The sequence below is a fragment of the Planktothrix agardhii genome (assembly GCF_904830935.1).
GTDB classification, from domain to species: Bacteria; Cyanobacteriota; Cyanobacteriia; order Cyanobacteriales; family Microcoleaceae; genus Planktothrix; species Planktothrix agardhii.
Genome location: NZ_LR882952.1, coordinates 412309 through 435206, shown reverse-complemented (window position 1 = coordinate 435206; position 22898 = coordinate 412309). Strand labels below are relative to the sequence as shown.

The following is a 22898-nucleotide window of genomic DNA, read 5'->3' as shown; positions in this document are numbered from 1 at the left end:
ATATCCGTCGCCAGAGCAGTTACCGAGATTGATTTTTCATATATTCTTTAATCACAGGTTCAAGACTCCAGTAAGATTCTTTATTATTCCTCACTTGTTGAATTAAACCCCGTTTTTTTAAAGATTGTATCGCCCTTAAAAAATCGTTATCAGATGAAAACTCTGTCGGTTTACTCAAAATATCTACTGTTTTATCTTGGTTAGCTAACCACAACATCAGAAGTTGTTCAGATTCGGATAACCGTTGATGCAGAGGGAATTACCTCAATTAACCCAGTCTGGAAAGCCTGATCGTAAGTGATAATAGGCAGTTCTTCCAGTTCAGCTTGAGCCATCAGCATCCGGTCAAACGGATCTCGGTGTAAAATGGGCAAGTTTCCGGCTCTCAGAGCATGAGCGACCGTGATGGTAAGTTCGTTGAACTTGGCTTGGTTTAATGTGTCCTGATAATGCTCAACCAAAAATTTAGCTTCAGGAAGTTTCCCAATACGGTATTTGGTAGCAATTTCCCAAGCGGAAACACTGCTAACTAAAATGTTATGGTTCGGATGGCGAATGATATCTCGGCATTCTTTGTCAAGTTTGAGGTCATTAAAAAGCCACCAGAGGAGAATATGAGTGTCAAGGAGGTAGCTCATTCCCATTGCTGGAGTTCCCCTTCAGGTAGGGGTTCAAAGAATGCGTCCCCCAGTTTTCCGGTGAGGAGTCCAGGGATACGAGGTTGGGAGTTTTCAGGATTTAACCCTAAACGAAAATCCTGAATCATGTTATAAATTTCTGCCAGTTTATCTTCTGGGATATCTTGGAGTTCTTGCATGATTTGATCGATTATCATAAATCCTCCCAGGTTGAAAAAATATACAAAGCAAGTGCTAATTATTCATCCAACAAATCCTTGATTAGCAGTATTATTGTCAGATAGAAATAATACTTTTTTTATGTTTATTAATATCAACATTTTAAGATCATTATAGCATAACTGAGATCAATTATCGAGCATCGGTCTTTTATTTTCCAAAATTGCTATCGCTCTTTGATTTCCAAGAATTGCGATTAAAGATGTTGATAGATCGATTTGCCAAACTAGATACTGTCGGATATGCTAAATACATAACAATCATTTCCTAAAAATATTGATCAAAAATAAAAATTTAACTGCCATAATTTACTCCAGAAGATGATATGTACATAGCCGAGTGTCCAGAAGTAGGAACAGTTGACCAAGGCGCAACCATAGAAGAAGCGATCGCTAATCTCAAAGAAGCTACAAGACTTTATCTTGAAGAATCTCCTTTAGTGGAAACAACCCCAAGATTAGTGACAAGTATAGAAATTAGTTATCCGTTAATCATAAAAATATCCCCACTTGCTCAGGCAAAGCGGGGGCATTGATAGATTCATAATGAATTTACCGTTATCTCAATAACAACTGAATTAACTCATGGACGAGCCACTGCGGTCATAATTACTAACAGAATTGGCACTGGGTTTGCCTTGAATGGTTGAGACATCACCGGGTTCTGTACCGACTTCATCCGAAACCCGATTCAACATCGATTGTTGACGGTTTTTAATTACTTGATGATGACGCATCATTAAGGCCCGAGCTTGATTTTGAGTATCCATAATTTGTTTCTCCTCTGTTTAAAATTGAATGGTTTTTTGAGCTAAAATTTGCTTAACTAAAATATGAAGAAAGATTACAATTATTAATCTTCCTAGCTCATTGTGGCATTACTGCGATCGTAACTGCTGGCAGAATTGGCTCTGAGTTTGCCTTGAATCGTGGTTGGCTCACCAGGTTCGGTACCGACTTGATCGGAAATCCGGTTGAGTAAAGACTGTTGACGATTTTTGATGGTGTGGTGATGACGCATCATTAAAGCGCGAGCTTGTTCTTGAGTACCCATGAGTTTGTTCTCCTGAATGAATAGCCTAGAAAATAAAAGGCTGTTTTGGTCTTCAATTTCTAATATACCAGAACATTCTGTAGTCTAATTTACAAAATGCCCTTATTTAACAAATCTTTACATTTTTATTAGAATTCAAGAACAAAAAAACCCTAGCCCAGGGAGGTAGGGGAAGCAGGGGGAGCAGGGGGAGTAGGGGAGGTAAACTCTTTTCATTACCCATTACCCATTACCCATTACATCAAGGGTCGATAGACGCGAAAATCGATATTAGGGAAGATGTTATCAATGGCTTCGACCTTTTCCAGCCAATCTAAATCTACCTTGCCAATTTTGAGATCTTCGTAGATTTTGTTAAACCGCATTAGGTGGGAACGGGTACGACGCACGGCGTAGGGGGTCATAGTTCCCGAACTCATGATAAAGGCCCAGTCGGAAGACTGTGCTAGGAGTAATTCTCTTGCGGCTTGATTAAGCGCCCGTAATTCTAGGTCGCCTCTAGGTTCTCGACCCGCCATTTTAATCATCCTTTCGGCGGCTTTGTGGAGATGGGGATAAATCCAAGAATTGGTATGATTGAGCCAATATTCATGGAATCCCTTATATCCCCAACTGGACTGGGCGGGATGACAAACCTGTTGGGTGGGAAAGGCTTGGAGATAATCGGCTAAATGGGTCATGGCATAAACCTTTTGATTTTCCCAGGTTTTGCGGAATAATTGATCGAGAAACGCAGGCCCTTCATACCACCAATGTCCGAATAATTCGGCATCGTAGGGAGAGATAATAATCGGGGGACGCTGCATAATTCCATGCAGATGTTCTACTTGGCGCTCGCGGTTAAATACAAAGTCCGCCGCGTGTTCGCTAGTTTTAGCTTTTGCCCAATAGGGGTCATAAAGTTCCTTCTCTCCCAGTCCTAGACCCCGACCCGTAATTTTGTAATATTTAATCCCGGTATTTTTGCGCTGACCATTAGGCATGATATAGGGCTTAATATACTCATATTCGGCTTCCCAGCCCAAATCCTTATAAAATTCTCGGTATTCCGCCGCCCCAGGATAACCTACTTCCGAAGACCAGACCTGCTGAGAAGATTCGTTATCCCTGGCAAATACAGCCACACCAGATTCCGTATAAACAGGGGAATAGGTGCCAAAACGGGGACGGGGACGGGCGTAGAGAATCCCATGACCATCGGTGAGAAAATACCGAATTCCTGCATCCGCTAACATTCGTTCTAAGCCATTATAGTAGGCACATTCGGGCAACCAAATCCCCCGAGGGCGACGGCCAAAGGTTTCTTCATAGTGTTGACAGGCGACTTCAATTTGTCCCCAAACTGCTTGGGGATACATCTTCATTAGCGGTAAATAGCCATGAGTCGCACCGCAGGTGATAATTTCTAAATTATTACTATCTTGAAATTGTTTAAAAGCCGTGACTAAATCGCCTTGATAGCGTTCCCAAAGTTTACGGGCTTCCTGCCATTCTTCGGCATAATGTTCGGCGAGGTAACGAAGATGAGGGGTTTTTTGATAGCGATCAATTTCCTGTTCGGTTAACTCTTGGAGTAAACTCAGGTGTTGATCATATCGGTCTTGGAGCAGAGGGTCTCGCAACATCGACACCAAGGGTGGAGTCAAACTCATGGTGATTTTGAAATCAATTCCATCCCGCTTTAACCCTTCAAACATTTTGATTAGAGGGATGTAGGTTTCGGTAATTGCTTCAAATAGCCATTCTTCCTCTAATACATAGTCACTTTCAGGGTGGCGAACAAAGGGAAGATGGGCATGGAGAACCAGGGCGAGATAGCCAATAGCCATAGGGATTTAATGGAAATACGCTTGTTATCGGAGCTAGATAGTTTTTCAATATTATTAAGATTTTAAAACGAAAGGGTAAGATCCGAGTCACTTGAATTTTAGGAGGTGATTGTAGATAATTTTTGCAACTCAGCCAAAGGCTATGGACAATAAAATTGATATCCAAGATTATAAGTGATGTTTTATACTGTAGATAGATTGGCAAAGGGACAGAATTTATTGTGGAAATTCCGGTTTATCAAATCCGATAAAAATGGTCACTTACCCTTGATTGTGAATTAAAATTGAGCGCGAACAGTAAAAGAATAATCCCCACCAGGTTCTAATTGATAATCATACTTTTCTAAAAACCGTCCCAAGGGTTCTTGTATTAAAGCTCGTCCTTGGGATGGTTGAATTGTGAGTTTTTTGGTATGTCGAAATCGCCACTGAAATCGCCACTCATAATCCCCAGCACTGACCTCCCCTTCGAGTAGACCCTGGTGCCAAGATTGTCGCGTAATTCGCACATACGCTGTTGTTTCCGGTAAACTTTTAGAACTCACTCTGTACTATCAACAAAACTACGATTATTGTACAGACTCATGGCTTTTTCTACACCTTGATGCAAACTTAAATCAATCGCTTCCCCCGCCCATTTTAGAACTTGTTCCATAATTTGCATTTCCGGTGAGGAAAATTTTCCTAGCACATAGGAAACCGTTTCCCGTTCAATTGTTCCAGCCATTGATTTGGGTTTACCAATACCAATTCTCAACCGAGGAAAGTTTTGGGTTCCTAAATGGGAAATGGTAGATCTCATCCCATTATGACCTCCTGCTGAACCAGACAACCGCAGTCGCAACCGTCCTAATGGTAAATCCATATCATCATAAATTACTAATACTGATGTGGGCGGGAGTTTATACCAATCAACAACAGCGCGAATTGCCTGTCCTGATAAATTCATATAGGTTAGAGGTTTTAATAATCTAATTTTTTCCCCAGAAGATGTTACTCCTTCACCGAATTTTCCTTTAAATTTGCGATTTTCTGAAATTGGAATTCGCCAAGCCTTTGCTAACGCATCAATAGCCTCAAAACCAATATTATGTCGGGTTTGCTCATATTTAGTTTCAGGATTTCCTAAACCTACGATTAATTGAGGAACAATTAATATTTTAGCAGGCGTAACCTCCATAATCATAATTATTGATATATCTAAATAACGTTAATTTATTGATTTTACCTATTAATTAATCAAGGGTATTGACGGAATTTTCCGTTGGGGTAGATGCGACAGTTGAGTTTTTTTCTGGCTGAATTTTAGCTGTTTCTTCTAACTTTTGAGCTTCTTTTTTAAATTCATCTTCAAACTCTTTAGAAGCCTGTTGAAATCCTTTTAGGGCTTTACCTAAACTACTGCCAATTTCGGGTAACTTTTTCGGGCCAAAAATTAATAGTGCCAGTACCAAAATCACAGCCATTTCGGGTAAACCAATACCAAATATATTCATTAAAATAGTCTCCTAAGTTGCAAAAAATAATCGTTATCAATAGAAAACCGTGAACTGTGATTTTTAACTTTCCAGAAGTAGCAATACAGAATTTAGGTTAAGTATTTTAAAATTATTATACCTTAAAACCTATTTCCTAAATTGATCCTCACAGTTCACGATTAACTGGATTGTAAACTTGATTAGCGGGTTAAATTAGCCCAGTTTACATCCACATTTTCAAGCAGCAGTGAGGAATTATAAATCTGTAAAATAATTAACAGAAACACAAAAAACAGACCCATAAACACTGCCATTAAAGAGGTGGTTCCCCAACCGGGAGAAACCTTACCATACTCGGAATTTAAAGGTCTTAATAAATCTCCTAACCAAGTCCGTTGTGCCATAGTTCACCTAAATTTTTTACGTCAACAAAATTTTTTCTGGATTTTGGACACTCTCACCGCTTCAAGCTAGGGAAGACCGGAGAGGCTTAGGCTAATGTTACCCGATTTAGGTGTCCCCATATCGGGTTAAACACAATATCCTAACCCCAGAATTGAAACAATTGTTAAATTGTCTTAAGTTTTCTAATTATTTTATTATAGAAGCACACGAATAACAAGGGATTAATCATAATGGAACCCGCATTAACTCTGAGCATTTGTATTGCTGTGTTTGTGATCGCCCTGACGGGATATGCGATTTACACAGCTTTCGGCCCCGCTTCTACCGACCTGCGCGACCCCTTTGAAGAACACGAAGATTAACATGGGGTTGGGGATATCCGTAGAGACGTGCCACGGCGCGTCTCTGATATTTTGTATTTTCTACGGGTTTCAGGTCTGATTTAGCTCCATATCTGCTATAATAAAGAGTTTGGCAAAATAAACACAACCATTATGGGCAACACATTTGGGCATTTATTTCGGATCACGACCTTTGGAGAATCCCACGGTGGGGCGGTGGGAGTTGTGATCGATGGTTGCCCTCCCCGATTAAAACTTGATATTACAGATATTCAGGCGGAATTGGATCGACGTCGCCCCGGACAAAGTAAGATTACTACTCCCCGCAAAGAAACCGATACTTGTGACATTCTCAGTGGAGTCTTTGAGGGACGAACCTTGGGAACCCCGATTATGATTATGGTACGGAACCAAGATACTCGCCCCCAAGATTATAGTGATATGGCGGTTAAATATCGCCCTTCCCATGCCGATGCTACTTATGATGCTAAATATGGGATTAGAAATTGGCAAGGAGGGGGACGATCTTCGGCCAGAGAAACTATTGGAAGAGTGGCAGCTGGGGCGATCGCTAAACAAATTCTTAAACAATATGCTGGGGTAGAAATTATTGGTTATGTGAAACGAATTCAAGATATCGAAGGAGTGATTGATCCCAATAGCGTCACCCTAGAACAAGTGGAAAGTAATATTGTTCGTTGTCCCGATGGCAATTGTGCCGAAACCATGATAGAACGGATTGAACAGGTTCGGGATCAGGGGGATTCTATTGGTGGCGTGGTAGAATGTGTTGCCAGAAATATTCCTTTAGGACTCGGATCTCCAGTATTTGATAAACTAGAAGCAGATCTAGCCAAAGGGGTAATGTCCTTACCCGCGAGTAAAGGATTTGAAATTGGCTCTGGCTTTGCTGGCACTCTGCTCACAGGCAGTCAACATAACGATGAATTTTATATTGATTCTGTGGGCGGCGTCCGAACAGCAACCAATCGATCGGGTGGAATTCAGGGTGGGATTTCCAATGGAGAAAATATTATTATCCGAGTAGCATTTAAGCCAACTGCTACAATTCGGAAGGAACAACGCACCGTCACCCAGGAGGGAGAGGAAACGTTGTTATCGGCGAAAGGACGGCATGACCCCTGTGTTTTACCTCGGGCTGTGCCAATGGTAGAAGCGATGGTTGCTCTAGTTTTGTGCGATCACTTATTGCGTCATCATGGTCAGTGTGGAACTTTGAAGCCTGAAGAATAAAATGGAAACCAGCCTATCGTCTGTGGGGGCTAACCCTCAGAAGCTCTCTAATTTATCGGCTCCCGACTCTAACCCAGAGGATTTTGTGATCCAGTTCTGGGGGGTTAGGGGCAGTATTCCCACCCCCGGAAAAGAGACGATTCGTTATGGGGGTAACACCTCCTGTTTGGAAATGCGAGTGGCTGGTAAACGCTTGATTTTTGATGGCGGAACTGGCCTGCGACTCCTAGGAGATGATTTACTCAAAGAAGCCCCGGTGGAGGCGTATATGTTTTTTACCCACTACCACTGGGATCATATTCAAGGATTTCCCCTGTTTACCCCGGCTTTTATGCGGGGTAATTGCTTTCATATTTATGGGGCAATTCCGCCGGATGGGGACTCGATGAAACAACATTTTATCGACCGAATTTTGCATCCTAATTCTCCAGTTCCCCTGACGGGACTGCAAGGTGACTTGAGATTCTATACACTCAAGCCTGGGGATTCGATGATGTTGGATGATATTCTGATTGAAACCGGACAACTGAACCATCCGAATACAGCCATGGGATATCGGGTGACTTGGAAGGGACGGACAGCGGTTTATTGTTCTGATACCGAACATCTCCCCGATGGCTTGGATGAAAATGTCTTAAATCTGTCTCAAAATGCCGATATTTTGATCTACGATGCTATGTATAGCGATGAGGAGTATCATAATCCTAAATCTCCCAAAATCGGTTGGGGACATTCCACTTGGCAAGAGGCCGTAAAGATGGCTAAAGCTGCCGGAGTTAAGCGAGTGGTGATTTTCCACCATGACCCTAGCCACAGCGATGACTTTCTCGATCAGGTAGAAAAGGAAGTCCAAGCGATATCTCCCCAAGCAATTATGGCACGGGAAGGGTTAGTGGTTCCCGTGGGATTTTAGAAAGTATTTAGAGTAAATTCGTGCCACCATTAGACGGTGCAAATTGAGATGAAATCAGCTCTACAACCAATTATAGTTGCTTTGGTAATCGGGATATCAGTCCTGAGTTTTAGCTTAAATGCGATCGCCTTTCAGTTTGATCAAACAGAGGTCGATCAGGATCGGTTTGTCGCGATCGCTGTGCCTCGCGCCTTTGGACATACTTTAGTGATTGTGGAACAGGTCTCGGATCGTCGCCCCTGTTGGAGTGAAAGCGGTAGTCAACCCACGATTGTTGATCCGTTACTGTTGAATTTTGATTTTACTGGGATTTGCGGACGAGCCACCGATAGTAACGGGTATTCGGTGAGAATGGCTGGAACAGATTTGGTGCTGTCCCATGCGCTGAGTGTTCAAAGTACGCCGAGTGATATTTTATTGGTTGCCCAGTCCCGGGCTGATGTCTACGCGCCACCGATTATTATTGGTAGAACCTATGGATTTACGAGTGGTTTCGCTAAAATAATTTTAGAACCGGGTTGGCGTTTAACTAAACGAGTTTATCAGGGAAAAACCCTAGGTCATATTTATTTTACCAGCGATTCTCCAGCTTCTTAAACAAGATGATTTGATGGGTTTATGATTACTGAATTAGACCGAGTGGTTTTAACTCATGATTTAGCCGAATATAATTTAAAAGTAGGCGATATTGGTACTGTAGTTTTAGTCCATCAAGAAGGTTTAGGATACGAAGTAGAATTTATGACCCTCACAGGTCAAACAATTACTATTATTTCTTTATTTAGTTCTCAAATTCGGGCGATTGGTAATAGAGAAATTGCCCAAGCACGAGTTCTGAGCTAATTATGTTGAAGGGATTTAATCTATCGCCCGTGAGTTTAAACAGTTCTGATTATTTAGAGAAACAACCTTTACACTCAAAGTTATTCAAGATGATAATGTTACACGATACGACCTGCTGCAAAGATTTGTTGGGCGGTGATTTTTAAATTGGGAAAGATTGATGAAACCAGTAAATCATTATTTTTAAATAATTGTTTTTGATACTGATCACCGACTAGATTACAAATAGTAAGAGTAGGTTGTTTTGGTTTACCAATATATTCTCTACCTCCTATTCCTAAATAATCAATAATCCAATATTCAGGAACTCCGAATAAAGCATAATCTTCCACCTTCCGCGCATAATCATTTTGCCAGTTGGTACTGACAACTTCAGCAATTAGTTGAATGGATTTTCCTGATGTAATTATAGGTTTTTGTTCCCATAGGGGTTCATAAATCAGTTTTGTTTGATCTAATACAATCAGATCGGGACGAAAAGCGGTTTCTGTTCCTAATAGTTTGATCAAACAACGATGGGGAATTAGGGAAGGCAGGTCTTGACGATCAATTTCTACATTTAGTTTTCGACTGATAAAAGCTCCTACTTGTTCGTGTAGTCCAGTCGGTTCCATTTCAATTAACTCTCCATCTATTAATTCATGGCGATCGCTATCACCATATTCAGTAATAAATTGATCAACATTTAAGAGTTTTGTTGCTGATTGAATCATTATACTAATAATTAATGAATATAGCAATCCCATTTAAGTTATGTTCAAAATTGTTGAGCAAAAGGGTTTAATAAATTCAGGATAATCAAAGCCGGAAAACTTAATCAAGATGATTATAACCTGGCTTGATTATCCTAATCATGGGAGAGAAAATCTCGTTTATTTTTAGTCTTAAACCTGAGAAAGTTTCTGTGAAAAAATCCGTTCAATTACTTCTTCGACAACTTTATCAGGAGTTGATGCACCGGACGTAATTCCAACTAAAATCTCCCCATCAGGAAGCCAGTTTTCTTGAATTTCCAAAGATTTGCCTAACGGTTTATGTTCAATCTGGTTATCCGCTAAAATGCGTTCTGCACAGTCAATATGATAAGATAAAATTCCTTTTTCCACGGACATTTCCTGTAAATGGGTGGTATTAGAAGAATTAAAGCCCCCAATCACAACCATTAAATCTAACGGTTGATCTAATATCCCAATCATGGCATCTTGGCGTTCTTGGGTGGCATCACAAATGGTATTAAAACTTTGAAAATGAGTATTTAATTGATCGGGGCCATATTTTTTAATCATTGTATGCTCTAATAGTTTGCCGATTTGTTCGGTTTCACTTTTCAGCATGGTGGTTTGGTTAGCAATGCCAATTTGCTTTAAATCTTGATCGGGATCAAAACCTTCGGAATAGGCTCGACTAAATTTTGCTAAAAACTCTTGATGATCGCCTCCATTCAGAATGTAATTAGACACATATTCCGCCTCTTTATAATTCAAAATTACTAAATATTTATCGGCAAAGGAAATGGTGGCAACGGTTTCTTCATGGTTATATTTTCCATGAATAATAGAGGTATAATCTCTTTTTTTGTGTTTTTCAATACTATTCCAAACTTTAGACACCCAAGGGCAGGTGGTATCAACAATTTTACAGCCTTTTTCGTTCAAGGTTTGCATTTCTTGAATACTTGCCCCAAACGCAGGTAAAATTACCACATCCCCAGAATTCACTACTGAAAAATCCTTATTCCCATTTTCGACAGGAATAAACTCAACTTTCATATCCTTTAAATGTTGATTCACCGAAGGATTATGAATAATTTCGTTGGTAATCCAAATATTTTCCGTTGGAAAATGTTCACGAGTTTCATAGGCCATAGCCACAGCCCTTTCCACACCCCAACAAAACCCAAAGGATTGAGCCATTTGAATCGTAACATTTCCCCGTTTAATACTATAGTTATTCTCTCTAATCTCTTGAATTAAAGAACTTTGATAGGCTGAGTGCATAACATTTGCCACTTCTTCCTGATGACCAAAGCCTTTACGATGATAGGTTTCTGACTCTTGTAAGGAACGTATAAATGCTTTTGTATCCATTTTTTTATCTTGAAATCAGGTGCATTGTCATTGATGATCTTAAACTACCATGGCGTCAGCAAACACGCCCCAAGGGGTTGAATACTCGGCTTCAATGGTCTGCAATTCCCTATCTGAGAGGGCCTGTATTACCCATTCTCCCCCGAACCAACAACGGGCTGCTACCCCCAAAGCATCAATAACCGTTGAAACCAACTCCTCCCCAAACGGTAAAGTAGTTAGGGTTGGTGAGGGCATTTCCAGGCCAAACACCTGACGAAACAGTTCTGCATCAGGAGTTAACCGAATGGAGCCATGTTGTAGAATTGTCCCATTTCCCTTGAGTTGGGCATTACCAATTAATTTAGTGCCATCGGATAGGACTAAATCGGCTGCGGTGGCGGTGGCAAAACAGTTGGGGTTGTGAATATATCCCCGTCCAGCAGAACCATAGTGGAGTTCATAGCCGAGCGATCGCCATCCTTCAATTAAAAATTGGCATAATGTTTGATAGGCTACCCTAGAATTTTGGGGCAATCCCGAAGCGATGACCGCATAGGTTAAATCCCCTTGATGTAAAACCGCCCGACCTCCGGTGGGACGTTTAACTAACTCTAAAGGTTGGTTTTGCCAAGTTAACTGTTGCCAATGTTCCGGCCAAGATTTCTGATGATAACCTAAAGAAATACTCGCAGGTTCCCAAAAATAAAACCGTAAACTGGGGGGATGTTTTCCCTGTTGATGTTGACGAAACAACCAATGGTCAATTGCCATTTGCAAATGTCCAGAGGCTTTAAATACAGGAATTAAACGCCAAATATTAGACTTTGAACTCGGCTTGTAAGCTATCATCGTTATTATCGGCAATTGTCGCCACAATGGTAATAATGCGTGAGATTTCAGTGGCAGAAATATCTGCTAAAGTGCGGTTCGATAAAACTACAACTTGATCATTCGTAATCGCAAAATGGGATTCTAAAGTAGATAACCAGTTCATTTCTAATAATTTTCGCATTAACTGGTTTTCATTTTTAACCGGAAATTTTAGCACCGTAGCCCAAACCGTGATGGTATCTTCATCGGTTTCCCCTGTGAGTTGCACAAAAACTTCCACACTACCATATTCAAATTGCCAAACCTTACCCGCTTCGGACTGTCCGACCATTACCTTTTGGTCTTGAGCTAACCCGATGAGGACGTTTTCAATTTCTTCTGAGGGTCTGACGGTGGCCATAGCATTATCAATCAGTTCTGCATCAGTCTCAGTCGTTAACGGTGCTTGTTCTGTAGTTGTCATAATACTTGATACTAGCTTTTACATTGAATTGTATCGTAACTAGCCCTGCCTTTGTGAAGATTATTTAACTCAATAATCTTTCAACAGATATCTCAATATCTGGAAAAGCTAAGGAGTTAATCATCCCTTGATTAATAATTTGTTGACTCAAATAAATATTATTCTCAGGATTTCTAAATACGATTAATTGTTTTTGGTATAAATCTAAAACCCAATATTCCTCAATTCTAGCTTGAGCATAAATTGATAATTTTAATTCTAAATCTTTTTTTAAACTACTTTTAGCCACTTCAATGAGCCAAAAAATATCCTCAGCATAGGGATGATGATCTTTATAGGTTGACTTGGGTAGTCGGACAATAGCAATATCCGGTTCGGGTTCAGAATCCGAAAGGGTAATAGGGCCATTAAAACGAACATGAACTTTACTTGCTAACAAGGTTTGTAAGTATTGTGTACCTTCCTCAGTTGTATAGTAATGAATGGGACTTTCTGGACTCATTTCAATAATTTCACCTGCTAATAATTCGACTTGGCGATCGCATAAAATCCCAGCATCAATCATCTGGTGATAATCCTCTACAGACCATTTTGCTAACGTCTTCATGGCAGAATTACCTATTTTTATTAGAGAGTTGAGTTATTCCTATATTAACATTTTTTAGGGAGTTGTCACAAAATAGAGTAAAATTTTATGTAATTATTTACTCTGGCAAAAATTCGGGGGATAAAATCTCTGTTAAGGTATATGAACAAGTTTCAGGAAATAAAGATAACCCGGTTTCTCTTTCCGCGCTTAGGGTCGCCAAAGGATACACCTCTTCTATCGCTTCCGTCAAATTAGATTGAAGACTAGGGTTTTTTTGTAGAATTTTTTCTAACCGGAGGCGTTGCTCTTTAATCGTTAATTGCCAACTCCGAGAGCGTAAGTTAGGCTGAAATTGCCATTTTAATAGGTGCATAATTAAGACTTCTAATCGGCTTTCTAATTGTCGTTTTTCCGAGCGTCCCATGTCCTCTATTTCTTCAGCAATGTTTTGCCAATCAATTTGATTAAGTTGTCCCGTTTTTAATAGCTGTACCTGTTCATTTGTCCAAGCATAAAAGTCTGTTTCATGGGTGGTTGAGTTCATGAGTTCTCCTGTAATTCAAGATACAAAAATATTGCTTCATTTTAAAATATCTAGCCAGTCTTTAATTCGCTGTTCTAAATTCAACAAATCTTCTCGGCAAAGTTGCCGTAGTCGTTTATAGTTTCCAATGGGTTTGAGCATATATTGATCTTTACGGAAATCTTCAGGAATAACTAAAACTTTCATAAATTATTCCTCCTCCTGAGAAAATTCCATAATATTTTCTAACCATCCTGACTCATGGAGACGGGCTAAACTTTGTTCTTTAATTAAAGTTTCTGTTTCTGGGGAGATATCAAAAATTCTTTTAATTCTGGCATCAGGTTGATTTTCTAAGCGATAAGTTAAAGACGTATTTTGTAATGTTTCAAAACTTAATAATCTTAATAGTTGCGAGGAATGGGTTGTGGCAATAATTTGCAAGTTAGTTTGTTTAACACGAGTTTCAATTAATTCTATGAGAAGATGTAAACGGGTGGGATGAAGACCGTTATCTAATTCTTCCAAGAAATAACAACTAAAATTAGGTAAATCATCAGATTCATTAAATAACGCTGCAATCATAGCTAAAAATCTTAAAGTTCCATCGGATGCACTAATAATTGGGATTTTTTGCCCATTCGCTTCTATTAATACCAGTAGAATTTTACCTGTTATATCTGTAACAAATTCTAAATCCGTCGCATCCATTGGCGTTAATGCTTTTAACCATTCTAATACAGCAATTTTACGGTTTTTATTTTCACAAATTGCTTGTAATACTGAAGATAAGTTTTCTCCGCGATCGCCTAAAATATTTTGACCCGGGTTAGAGGGTCTTCGCATCGCATCAGGAACTAAATCTAAGAATTGTAAATTAATGAATTCGTCTAAAACTTCATTAATGTAAATGTCAACATTGTGAGAAATACTTTCATTTATTTTATTTTCAATAAAGATGTTCTTTATTAACTCACTATCAATCAGTAGGGGTTTATCGGCTTTTGTTGAAAATTCTATGATTTTCTTAGTTTCTGAATCCTCATATATCTGAAGTAACATTTTTCCAGAATTATTAGGTAAATTCTCAATTTTAAGTTTAAGAGATTTTTGATAATATAAACTTTCCTCTACAAGTTTTGGCAATTTTCCATTAATCCCTGGATTCACCTCTATGCGATAGATTAATTCATATTCATCTTGAGTTTTAAAAATCAAATTTCCTTCTTCATCACATTCAAATTCTTCAGGAAAATATAAAGTTACTTCTATAGCAAAAGTTGGAGAATTTTGAAAAGTAATATTCTGTTTTCCTCCTCTAATACCTTCCCATTCTAAAAAACCTCCTTGTCCCCACTTTTCTCCTAATATTTCAGCTAAATTATAACCTCGACTAATTCCATGTAAAAAACGTAAAGCGTCACCGATATTACTTTTACCTGTGGCATTAGTACCCACTAAAATTGTAAAATCACCCAAAGTTAATTCGGCTTCTTTAAAATTTTTAAATCGTTCTAAACGTATTTTTTTTAGCATATAGCGAATCAATTTTGTATTTGTTAATTATTGGTAATATTTTTTAAGGTAAAATTAGTTCCGTATAGCACATTATAACCTTTAATAACATCTTCTAATGTAACTAATTCTTGATCGTTTTGCTCAATCACAACTTTCTCTCCCTGCTGTTCAACACGACTTAAAAGTTCTGAAAAATTCCCTTGAATTTCGGTAATATCAACATTAGTCATTTTTAACTCCCCTTGAACTTTATGAAAACCTTACCCTAAGATGATATCAATTTTAACCGCTAAAATCAAAAAATAAGTCTATAAAACCTTAACCTAACCCATGACCCTAACACCCTCAGTAGAATTTTTAGATGAATTTGACATTATTGTGGTCGGGGCCGGACATTCGGGCTGTGAGGCGGCACTGGCTTCCGCACGGTTGGGATGTCGTACCCTGCTCTTGGAGGCCCTGCTAAGTCCCAACTCGTCCATGAAGTCGATGCTTTAACCACGGCTGGATCAATCGTGGTTTTTAGTTTGATAGAATAGTATTGATCATTAATAAAATCATCATGCAGCAACTTTATCTTCAATTTAAAAGTCCTGATCAATTTCCTTATCAAAACTATATGTTTAATCAGATGAAACAAGAACCTTGCTTCATCTCAAAACAGGGCGTTCTTTTTGAAGAAGATTGTCTACCACTTTTAAAACAGATCAATAACAGTGTAGCTGATGTTGTTTTTGCCGATCCTCCCTTTAATTTAGGGAAAAAATATGGCAAAAAGCATGATGATAGCCTCGAAGATAGTGAATATCTAAACTGGTGTTATACTTGGCTGGATGAATGTTGCCGGATTCTTAAAGACGGGGGCAGTTTATTTATTTACAATTTACCTAAATGGAATATGTTATTAGGCAGTTATTTAATGAATAAGGGTTTAACTTTTAGACATTGGATTACTATTAGTCAAAAATCGAGTTTACCTATTCCTGGGCGATTATATCCTAGCCATTATAGTCTTTTATATTATACAAAAGGCAAGCCTAAAGTATTCCGTAAAATTAGAACTCCCATAGAAACTTGCCGTCATTGTGGGGGTGAAATTAAAGATTATGGCGGTCATCGTCATGCCATGAACCCATTAGGAGTCAATTTAACCGATGTTTGGACAGACATTCCTCATTGTGATGTGATTATTGAACGCTTAACGGAAGGAAATCTACACTATCATAAAAATAATGATAGTGTAAATTAATTCCTACTTTTATTTTTCAGGAATTTCTTGATCAATAAAAATTTTAATTGCTAGTTCTCCTACCGCCTTAGTTGCCACAGTATTATTTGCTACGGAAATTACACTACCAACGCCAGGTATAAGTTTAGCAACTTCTCCACTCACTGTAGTTAATCCCCAATTAGCACCTAAACCTACGCCTGCTGTTGCTATAAAGTTTGCGACTGTTTCTTCTGAAAAATCAAGTCCACTTAAGTATCCAATAAGTAGGTGGTCATAATTAAAGTTAAAATCCTAAATGCTGTAAGCCCTTTGGAATAATGATTTTAGCTTTCGGTATGTTGACGTTATTTATGCCCGCCTACTTATTAATTTTAACCGCTAAAATTAAAAAATAAGTCTATAAAACCTTAACCTAACCTATGACCCTAACATCCTCAGTAGAATTTTTAGATGAATTTGAGATTATTGTGGTCGGGGCCGGACATTCGGGCTGTGAGGCGGCGCTGGCTGCGGCCCGGTTGGGATGTCGTACCCTGCTCCTAACTCTCAACCTCGATAAAATCGCTTGGCAACCCTGTAACCCGGCCGTCGGTGGCCCGGCTAAGTCCCAACTCGTCCATGAAGTCGATGCTTTAGGTGGGGAAATTGGCAAAATGGCCGACCGTACCTATTTACAAAAACGGGTGCTGAATATTTCTCGTGGCCCGGCGGTATGGGCTTTACGCGCCCAAACCGATAAACGGGAATATGCCGCGGTGATGAAAAATATTGTGGAAAATCAGGATAATCTTACCGTCCGAGAAGGGATGGTAACGGATTTAATTTTAGGTAAAAATCAAGAAATTATTGGGGTAGAAACTTATTTTGGAGTTGCCTTTAAATGTCAAGCGGTAATATTAACAACAGGTACATTTTTAGGCGGTATTATTTGGGTAGGTAATAAATCAATGCCCGCAGGACGGGCGGGAGAATTTGCCGCCGTTGGGTTAACAGAAACCCTCAACCGTTTAGGCTTTGAAACCGGACGATTAAAAACTGGAACTCCGGCGCGAGTTGATAAACGTTCTGTAGATTATTCTAAGTTAGAACCGCAACCCGGAGATACAGAAGTGCGCTGGTTTAGTTTCGATCCAGAAGTACAAATTGAACGGGAACAAATGTGTTGTCATTTGACTCGAACTACGGCCGAAACTCACCGAATTATTCGAGAAAATTTGCATTTATCTCCGGTTTATGGCGGTTGGGTAGATGCGAAGGGCCCCCGTTATTGTCCGAGTATTGAAGATAAAATTGTTCGATTTGCGGATAAAGAAAGTCATCAAATTTTTATTGAGCCCGAAGGTCGAGATATTCCTGAATTGTATATTCAAGGATTTTCTACGGGTTTACCTGAAACTTTGCAATTGCAAATGTTAAGAAGTCTTCCGGGGTTAGAAAATTGTGCCATGTTGCGTCCAGCCTATGCGGTGGAATATGATTATTTACCCGCCACTCAATGTTATCCAACTTTAATGACAAAAAACATTGAAGGGCTATTTTGTGCAGGGCAAATTAATGGTACAACCGGATATGAAGAAGCCGCAGCCCAAGGTTTAGTGGCGGGAATTAATGCGGTAAGATTGGTTAAACATCAAGAGATGATTGTATTCCCACGGGAACATAGTTATATCGGAACTTTAATTGATGATTTGTGTACAAAAGACCTGCGAGAACCCTATCGGGTGTTAACCAGTCGGTCGGAATATCGGTTATTATTACGGTCAGATAATGCGGATGAACGGTTAACACCTTTGGGTCGAGAAATTGGGTTAATTGATCACCGTCGATGGGCGTTATTTGAACGGAAACAAGGTAATATTATTGGGGAAAAAGAACGATTATATGCTACTCGAATTAAGGAGAATGATCCGGTGGGAATGGCGATTGTTAATGATACCCAACAAAAAATTAAAGGGTCAATTACTTTAGCGGATTTATTGCGCCGTCCTGGTTTGCATTACGTTGATTTAGAACGGTATGATTTAGGTAATAATCTCTTAAATCAAGTGGAAAAAGAAGGGGCAGAAATTGAGATTAAATATTCAGGATATCTGCAACGGCAACAAAACCAAATTGACCAAGTTAGTCGCCAATCTAATCGAGCATTATCGGAGGATTTGAACTATCTCAAAATCGAAACTTTGTCAATGGAGGCGCGAGAAAAGTTAATGAAGGTTAAACCTTTAACCATTGGTCAAGCGTCGAGAATTGGGGGAGTAAATCCGTCAGATATTAATGCGTTGTTGATTTATTTGGAGGTTAGAAATCGTCAACAAACTGTTACTCTCAATTCCTAATAAGTAGTTGCACAAAATAAATTACCTAGTTGAGAGAGGGAACAGCCCCCCAAACCCCCCGTGCACGGGGGGCTAGGGGGGGAGGGAACGCCGGATCTGGGCAGAAGATGTGTAATTAATTTTGTTTAGGTACTTAGCAATCTTAAATAGGTTGTCACATTGGCTCCTTGCTGTGCCTGGGTTTCAGGCTAATTTGTCTCCATAACCTATTTGGGATTGCTATAGCCATCTTCTGTTACTCTCCGAAAACTTTTGCCATTTCTGAATTATAGAGCTTTTGCATAGGAAGCGATCGCTGCTATTTCTTTCTAACAACAAATACAACAATACAAGTAATTCTATAATAGCTCCTGCACGTTTTTTCAAAGCATACTCAAGATCTTGTTTCAGTCTTTCAACAAGACAAGTATGCTCTCCAAATAACAGAACTTCATAATCTTCACAATTTTTTGAATCAACTATATCACTCATATCTAACAATGATCTCATAAAATATCAATATATTTATTTTAGAGTTATAACAATATTTTGTCAATATTAAAATTATTATAATTTGGTGTAGCTAAAACCCCAGGTTCTCAAAGAAACCGGGGTTTTTAGAGTCTAATTAGAAATCAAAATGCTTATCACTAACGCCAGAATCAGCAATAGTTGGTAATAAGTGTTCAAACAGTTGCATCGACTGTAAACAACTATTAATTTCCGAAACAAATTGATTGTATTCGTTAATCTTTTGATTCACTTCCCAATGAGATTTGGCATTATTTTTAATTTTCTCCTCCGCTTCCTGTGCCAAAGTTTTTTCCAAATAAACCCGCGCTTGACTATACTGCTGCATAATCTCATCCGCTTGAATATCCGTCATCGGTAATAAATGGGTTTTTAGGGTTTGGTTAACAGTTTGGCGGAAGGTTTGATGAATCGTTTTTGAGACTTTGGGTTCAAAATCTAACTTCAACAATTGACGGATAGCGGGTTCGGCATCAACTATTGCTTTCACGTCATAACTGGATGAGGTTTGTAATAGAGTTTGGCGAAATTGATAAATCGAAAATGTGCCTTCATCATAGAATTTAGGACTTTCTCGGACATAGCGATCGCATTCAGTTTTAGCCATTGCAATTAAGGCTTGATTAACTTCTGCTTCTAACTCTTTTAACCGTTTTTCTAACCCCCCATCATTCCCTAATAAACGATTGAGTTTGCGATAATATTCAGTCTTGCGAACTTTTTCAACTAAACGACGGAAAAAACCTGCATTCACAGATTTAATAGACTCCACTAAAATATCCTCTAATTGATTAGCTAAATAATACAATGCTTCAACTAAAACCGCTAATAAAGGTGCAGTTGCATTCCGAGGATGATTGAAAGTAGCCCGACTATAGGCTTCTTTTACCGAAAAACAATCTAATAATTCATCTAAACGCCGCACCATCCGAGATTCTAATTGCTTAAAATCCTGTTCAAAGCTATCACATTTATTGGTAATAATCTGATTAATTTCCTCCGTAATATGATCTCGAAATTCCAGTCCCGCTTCTTGTAATTGTTGATTCAGCAGTTGTAACTCCTGGGCTTTCATCGCTTCAATTTCCCGGGGTTGACTGTCTAAATCAATTTGAATTGATTCATAATATTTGCGTAGGGGAATACAAATATCTTCTAAATCATCCGCTAAATTTTTAAACAGTTGGGGGCGTTTTTCTTCGGTTAAATAGTAAGTAATGGCGTTACGAAATTCCTCAATTCCGCTATCTTTAATTAACTGATCAACTAAGGGTTGTCCCCAATCGGCTAAAATTCGGGTGTAGTTTTGATTCGGAGATTCAAAACCATTAATTGTGACTCGAAACTGGATGGGAAGTTTGCGAGAACTGCCACAATAGTTATTAAAAGCATAGACAAATTGGGGAGTTTCTTCTTCGCCTCCAAATCCTTTAATACTTTCGGCGAAAATACTATCTAAACCAAAGCGATCGCGTCCACTTGTACCTTTAATTTGACTACCATAAAACCCTAATAATCCACTGGTTTTATAGACCCTGGTGGTATCCTGAAAGTCAGAATAAATTAAGTTCTTTAACCGTTGACGTAATTGGGCATTATACCAGGTTTCATCAATCCGATTAAAGATATAAAAAACGCGATCGCGGATACTCGGATTTTGACGAATTCTTTCTAAGAGTTCCGTTTCTTCTATCGTCATTTCTCCCGCCGATGCGGGTTTCAAAACACAGACCACCGCCGAGGTATCGGGGTTCTCGATTTTGTTATAGGTTAATTGGGCATCTTTCTCCACGGGAGCGTCAATTCCCGGGGTGTCAATAATCACATTTCCATCTTTTAATAGGGGATGGTAGCAATAGTATTCAATCCGTTTTAAGACCGCGCTATTACTCCCTCGACGGGCATAACCCGCCGCTTCTTTGAGGTTGGAAAAGTTAAACTGTTCCATCGAATAAGTGGCGTTATTTAGGGTTTGAATGCGATCGCGATTTTCCGTAAATCCCTTGATTAATAAATCTAAGGCTTTAGCTTGTTTTGCCCGTTCCGATTTATTCACTCCTCCTTCTTGCTGAATAATTCTTTCGCATCCTTCTACTAATACATCAATCATGTCATTTCGATTGATATTAACGTTAGAAGATAACCCCAATAATTGACATAAATTAGTAACTTGTTCCCGAATTTCGGCTTCACTTAAAAAGGTTAAAACTACCCGTTCTTGATCAAGTTCAGCATAATCAATATAGCATTCAGTTCCGGTGGCGTGTCCCTCGGCACTATATAATAATTCCCTTTCTAAAAGGGCATTAATTAACATGGATTTTCCTGCACTAAATGCCCCCGCAAACACAATTTCAAATTTGGGAGAAATGACTTTCTTTAAAGAAGCATGAACAGCAGTAATATCCTGTTGGCGCAGAGTGGGTTCTTGATGCAGAAGTTTGACTAAGCCTTCAACCTGATGTTGTAAATTTTGGCACTGGGGCGATAGGGGATGACTCATAGATACAACTTTACCTTTATTGAAAAATGTCTCACTTTAGATTATCCCTGATCAGATATAACTTTGGGATTAAATTTTACTTTAATTTACAATTTCAGTGTTAATCAGGTTCTAGTTTTAGTTAACTGAGGTAAATTAAAGAAAGTATGCTATAATCAAATGCCAATTTAATTCATATAGTGGTACATCTTTACTTTTAAAATAGACCCTTGTATTATAAAATATGGACGATTTGACACCAGCATTAACAACTCAAGATATTAAGGTGACGATACTCCTTTTGGGAGGTTATCAATATCAAATCACCTTACCCTCCAATTCTCCCTTACTCTTAAATTTATTAAATGCGGTAGTTCATCCCACCGAAAAAAATCAGGATGAACCGCCAAAATTGTTTCAAATTCCGATGAATGGACAACAACAAGCCCTCTGGTTTTCTAGTAATTCTCTAGTCGGAGTAATTACCGAACCACCGATTTTTATTAAAGCTCATACTCCCGCAATTCCAGCTACACCCCAAGGGGAAATTTTTAAACTTAAATATTGGCAAATTGATAATTTTTTATCTCCAGAAGACTATCAAAATCTTCTGAATTATGCTTTAGAACAAGAACAGCAATTCCAATTAACTGGCCCAGCTACCAACACATCAGACTATCCTGAACATCGGGATTCTTTGGTTCTCTATTATTCTCCAGATTTTGGTGATATGGTTATAAACCGAGTTAAAGCGATGTTCTGGAAAGCCTTAGAAAAACTTGATATTCCCCCGTTTCCAATTACCCATATTGATGCCCAACTGACTGCCCATAATCATGGTCATTATTTCCGCATTCATAATGATAATGGTTCGGCTAGAGATGAAACTCGAATGTTAAGTTACGTTTATTATTTTTATCAGGAACCCAAGGCTTTTACTGGAGGAGAATTATTAATTTATGATACCCAATGGCAAGGTCAATATGCTTATTCTAAATTAGAAAATTTTCAAGCTATTGAACCTCTGAATAACCGAATTATCTTTTTCTATAGTGGTTTAATGCACGAAGTTCTGCCCGTTAATTGTCCTTCTAAACAGTTCAAAGATAGTCGATTTACGGTGAATGGTTGGGTGAGAAAATAAAAGCTATCGTAGGAAACAGGCTCCCAAACCCCCCATCGGTGTCAGGATTTTTTATCATTAAAAAAGTAGCGATGAAGTTAGGGTTAGACCTTAGTGGAATCAGTAGGGTGTCTTTGTCAGCACCATTGAAAGTCCGTTTATGGAATCTTCAAGAATCCCCGTCCCTTTAGGGCTGGGGAGTGTCAAGTAGACATCACAACTTCGACACTCAGAGTGTCTTCAGACCTGA

General features: G+C 38.9%; 30 protein-coding genes and 1 pseudogene. 10 read left to right on the top strand and 21 right to left on the bottom strand.

Annotated elements, in window-relative coordinates; translation table 11 throughout:
• Window positions 1-19: 19 nt before the first annotated feature.
• From NMG88_RS02025 to NMG88_RS02015, 3 genes are read right to left on the bottom strand one after another with little or no spacing between them, the layout of a single operon-like run.
• On the bottom strand, window positions 20-217 hold the full coding sequence (locus tag NMG88_RS02025; RefSeq protein ID WP_042151356.1) for a hypothetical protein: 198 nt from the start codon (window positions 215-217) through the stop codon (window positions 20-22).
• A gap of 10 nt (window positions 218-227) precedes the next feature.
• Window positions 228-644 (bottom strand): type II toxin-antitoxin system VapC family toxin, encoded by a 417-nt coding sequence (locus tag NMG88_RS02020; protein WP_042151353.1) that lies wholly within the window; start codon window positions 642-644, stop codon window positions 228-230.
• Window positions 635-835: a hypothetical protein gene (locus tag NMG88_RS02015; RefSeq protein ID WP_042151350.1), complete on the bottom strand. Its 201-nt coding sequence runs from the start codon at window positions 833-835 to the stop codon at window positions 635-637. Before NMG88_RS02015 ends, NMG88_RS02020 begins: the two co-directional genes overlap by 10 nt.
• A gap of 347 nt (window positions 836-1182) precedes the next feature.
• On the opposite strand from NMG88_RS02015, the gene NMG88_RS02010 reads away from it, so the two are divergent.
• On the top strand, window positions 1183-1392 hold the full coding sequence (locus tag NMG88_RS02010) for a type II toxin-antitoxin system HicB family antitoxin (RefSeq protein ID WP_227349950.1): 210 nt from the start codon (window positions 1183-1185) through the stop codon (window positions 1390-1392).
• Between the two features lie 42 nt (window positions 1393-1434).
• On the opposite strand, the gene gifA (NMG88_RS02005) is transcribed toward NMG88_RS02010, so the two are convergent.
• The 7 genes from gifA (NMG88_RS02005) to psbH all read right to left on the bottom strand — a co-directional run bounded on the left by gifA (NMG88_RS02005) (window position 1435) and on the right by psbH (window position 5621).
• Window positions 1435-1626: a glutamine synthetase inactivation factor IF7A gene (gene gifA, locus NMG88_RS02005; protein ID WP_027249405.1), complete on the bottom strand. Its 192-nt coding sequence runs from the start codon at window positions 1624-1626 to the stop codon at window positions 1435-1437.
• A gap of 92 nt (window positions 1627-1718) precedes the next feature.
• A complete protein-coding gene (gifA, locus tag NMG88_RS02000) occupies window positions 1719-1910 on the bottom strand; it encodes a glutamine synthetase inactivation factor IF7A (RefSeq protein ID WP_027249406.1) in 192 nt (63 codons plus the stop codon).
• Between the two features lie 236 nt (window positions 1911-2146).
• Entirely contained in the window at window positions 2147-3739 is a 1593-nt protein-coding gene (locus NMG88_RS01995; protein ID WP_042151347.1) for a glycoside hydrolase family 57 protein, read from the bottom strand.
• Window positions 3740-4017: 278 nt separating this feature from the next.
• Complete coding sequence (locus tag NMG88_RS01990; RefSeq protein WP_042151344.1) at window positions 4018-4284, bottom strand: DUF3146 family protein; 267 nt, start codon at window positions 4282-4284, stop codon at window positions 4018-4020.
• Entirely contained in the window at window positions 4281-4925 is a 645-nt protein-coding gene (gene pth, locus NMG88_RS01985; RefSeq protein WP_042151341.1) for an aminoacyl-tRNA hydrolase, read from the bottom strand. The genes NMG88_RS01990 and pth overlap by 4 nt, the downstream gene beginning before the upstream one ends.
• A 49-nt stretch (window positions 4926-4974) precedes the next feature.
• Entirely contained in the window at window positions 4975-5235 is a 261-nt protein-coding gene (locus NMG88_RS01980) for a TatA/E family twin arginine-targeting protein translocase (RefSeq protein WP_026787063.1), read from the bottom strand.
• A gap of 182 nt (window positions 5236-5417) precedes the next feature.
• Window positions 5418-5621: a photosystem II reaction center phosphoprotein PsbH gene (gene psbH, locus NMG88_RS01975; RefSeq protein WP_042151338.1), complete on the bottom strand. Its 204-nt coding sequence runs from the start codon at window positions 5619-5621 to the stop codon at window positions 5418-5420.
• Window positions 5622-5852: 231 nt separating this feature from the next.
• Here psbH and psbN point away from each other — a divergent pair, with 231 nt between their 5' ends.
• From psbN to NMG88_RS01950, 5 genes are all read left to right on the top strand, one after another.
• Window positions 5853-5984, top strand: coding sequence for a photosystem II reaction center protein PsbN (gene psbN, locus NMG88_RS01970; protein ID WP_026787065.1), 132 nt, complete (start codon window positions 5853-5855; stop codon window positions 5982-5984).
• A gap of 132 nt (window positions 5985-6116) precedes the next feature.
• Complete coding sequence (gene aroC / locus NMG88_RS01965; protein WP_042151333.1) at window positions 6117-7217, top strand: chorismate synthase; 1101 nt, start codon at window positions 6117-6119, stop codon at window positions 7215-7217.
• Window position 7218: 1 nt separating this feature from the next.
• A complete protein-coding gene (locus NMG88_RS01960; RefSeq protein WP_042151330.1) occupies window positions 7219-8130 on the top strand; it encodes an MBL fold metallo-hydrolase in 912 nt (303 codons plus the stop codon).
• A gap of 48 nt (window positions 8131-8178) precedes the next feature.
• Window positions 8179-8727, top strand: a complete 549-nt coding sequence (locus tag NMG88_RS01955; protein WP_042151326.1) for a DUF3747 domain-containing protein — start codon at window positions 8179-8181, stop codon at window positions 8725-8727.
• Window positions 8728-8748: 21 nt separating this feature from the next.
• A complete protein-coding gene (locus NMG88_RS01950) occupies window positions 8749-8973 on the top strand; it encodes a DUF4926 domain-containing protein (RefSeq protein ID WP_042151323.1) in 225 nt (74 codons plus the stop codon).
• 98 nt (window positions 8974-9071) lie between these two features.
• On the opposite strand, the gene NMG88_RS01945 is transcribed toward NMG88_RS01950, so the two are convergent.
• The 9 genes from NMG88_RS01945 to NMG88_RS01905 form a co-directional block, all read right to left on the bottom strand.
• Window positions 9072-9686, bottom strand: coding sequence for a Uma2 family endonuclease (locus NMG88_RS01945; protein WP_227349946.1), 615 nt, complete (start codon window positions 9684-9686; stop codon window positions 9072-9074).
• A 171-nt stretch (window positions 9687-9857) separates the two neighbouring features.
• Window positions 9858-11060, bottom strand: a complete 1203-nt coding sequence (locus tag NMG88_RS01940; protein WP_254033559.1) for a 4-hydroxy-3-methylbut-2-enyl diphosphate reductase — start codon at window positions 11058-11060, stop codon at window positions 9858-9860.
• Between the two features lie 39 nt (window positions 11061-11099).
• Entirely contained in the window at window positions 11100-11891 is a 792-nt protein-coding gene (locus NMG88_RS01935) for a lipoate--protein ligase family protein (protein ID WP_036842407.1), read from the bottom strand.
• Window positions 11860-12336 (bottom strand): YbjN domain-containing protein, encoded by a 477-nt coding sequence (locus NMG88_RS01930; protein ID WP_026793748.1) that lies wholly within the window; start codon window positions 12334-12336, stop codon window positions 11860-11862. The genes NMG88_RS01935 and NMG88_RS01930 overlap by 32 nt, the downstream gene beginning before the upstream one ends.
• A gap of 64 nt (window positions 12337-12400) precedes the next feature.
• Complete coding sequence (locus NMG88_RS01925) at window positions 12401-12943, bottom strand: Uma2 family endonuclease (protein WP_042151310.1); 543 nt, start codon at window positions 12941-12943, stop codon at window positions 12401-12403.
• 97 nt (window positions 12944-13040) lie between these two features.
• Window positions 13041-13469, bottom strand: coding sequence for a DUF29 domain-containing protein (locus NMG88_RS01920; RefSeq protein WP_042151307.1), 429 nt, complete (start codon window positions 13467-13469; stop codon window positions 13041-13043).
• Between the two features lie 36 nt (window positions 13470-13505).
• Window positions 13506-13655: a hypothetical protein gene (locus NMG88_RS01915; RefSeq protein WP_158442869.1), complete on the bottom strand. Its 150-nt coding sequence runs from the start codon at window positions 13653-13655 to the stop codon at window positions 13506-13508.
• Window positions 13656-13658: 3 nt separating this feature from the next.
• Complete coding sequence (locus NMG88_RS01910) at window positions 13659-14984, bottom strand: AAA family ATPase (RefSeq protein ID WP_254035058.1); 1326 nt, start codon at window positions 14982-14984, stop codon at window positions 13659-13661.
• A gap of 23 nt (window positions 14985-15007) precedes the next feature.
• Window positions 15008-15196: a type II toxin-antitoxin system Phd/YefM family antitoxin gene (locus NMG88_RS01905; protein ID WP_042151303.1), complete on the bottom strand. Its 189-nt coding sequence runs from the start codon at window positions 15194-15196 to the stop codon at window positions 15008-15010.
• 100 nt (window positions 15197-15296) lie between these two features.
• Here NMG88_RS01905 and NMG88_RS01900 point away from each other — a divergent pair.
• Window positions 15297-15463: pseudogene (locus NMG88_RS01900) on the top strand (FAD-dependent oxidoreductase); the annotation flags it as partial.
• A 65-nt stretch (window positions 15464-15528) separates the two neighbouring features.
• Window positions 15529-16215, top strand: coding sequence for a DNA-methyltransferase (locus tag NMG88_RS01895; RefSeq protein ID WP_254035057.1), 687 nt, complete (start codon window positions 15529-15531; stop codon window positions 16213-16215).
• 9 nt (window positions 16216-16224) lie between these two features.
• Here NMG88_RS01895 and NMG88_RS22450 read toward each other — a convergent pair whose 3' ends face one another.
• Complete coding sequence (locus tag NMG88_RS22450) at window positions 16225-16359, bottom strand: hypothetical protein (RefSeq protein ID WP_267880436.1); 135 nt, start codon at window positions 16357-16359, stop codon at window positions 16225-16227.
• 257 nt (window positions 16360-16616) lie between these two features.
• Between NMG88_RS22450 and mnmG the strand changes: the two genes are divergently transcribed.
• On the top strand, window positions 16617-18533 hold the full coding sequence (mnmG, locus tag NMG88_RS01890) for a tRNA uridine-5-carboxymethylaminomethyl(34) synthesis enzyme MnmG (RefSeq protein WP_254035056.1): 1917 nt from the start codon (window positions 16617-16619) through the stop codon (window positions 18531-18533).
• A 607-nt stretch (window positions 18534-19140) separates the two neighbouring features.
• Here the strand turns inward: mnmG and NMG88_RS01885 are convergent.
• The gene (locus NMG88_RS01885) at window positions 19141-21546 is read right to left on the bottom strand and encodes a dynamin family protein (protein ID WP_254035055.1); all 2406 of its coding nucleotides are present in this window, start codon (window positions 21544-21546) and stop codon (window positions 19141-19143) included.
• 223 nt (window positions 21547-21769) lie between these two features.
• On the opposite strand from NMG88_RS01885, the gene NMG88_RS01880 reads away from it, so the two are divergent.
• Complete coding sequence (locus NMG88_RS01880) at window positions 21770-22669, top strand: 2OG-Fe(II) oxygenase (RefSeq protein WP_042151296.1); 900 nt, start codon at window positions 21770-21772, stop codon at window positions 22667-22669.
• Window positions 22670-22898: the final 229 nt, after the last annotated feature.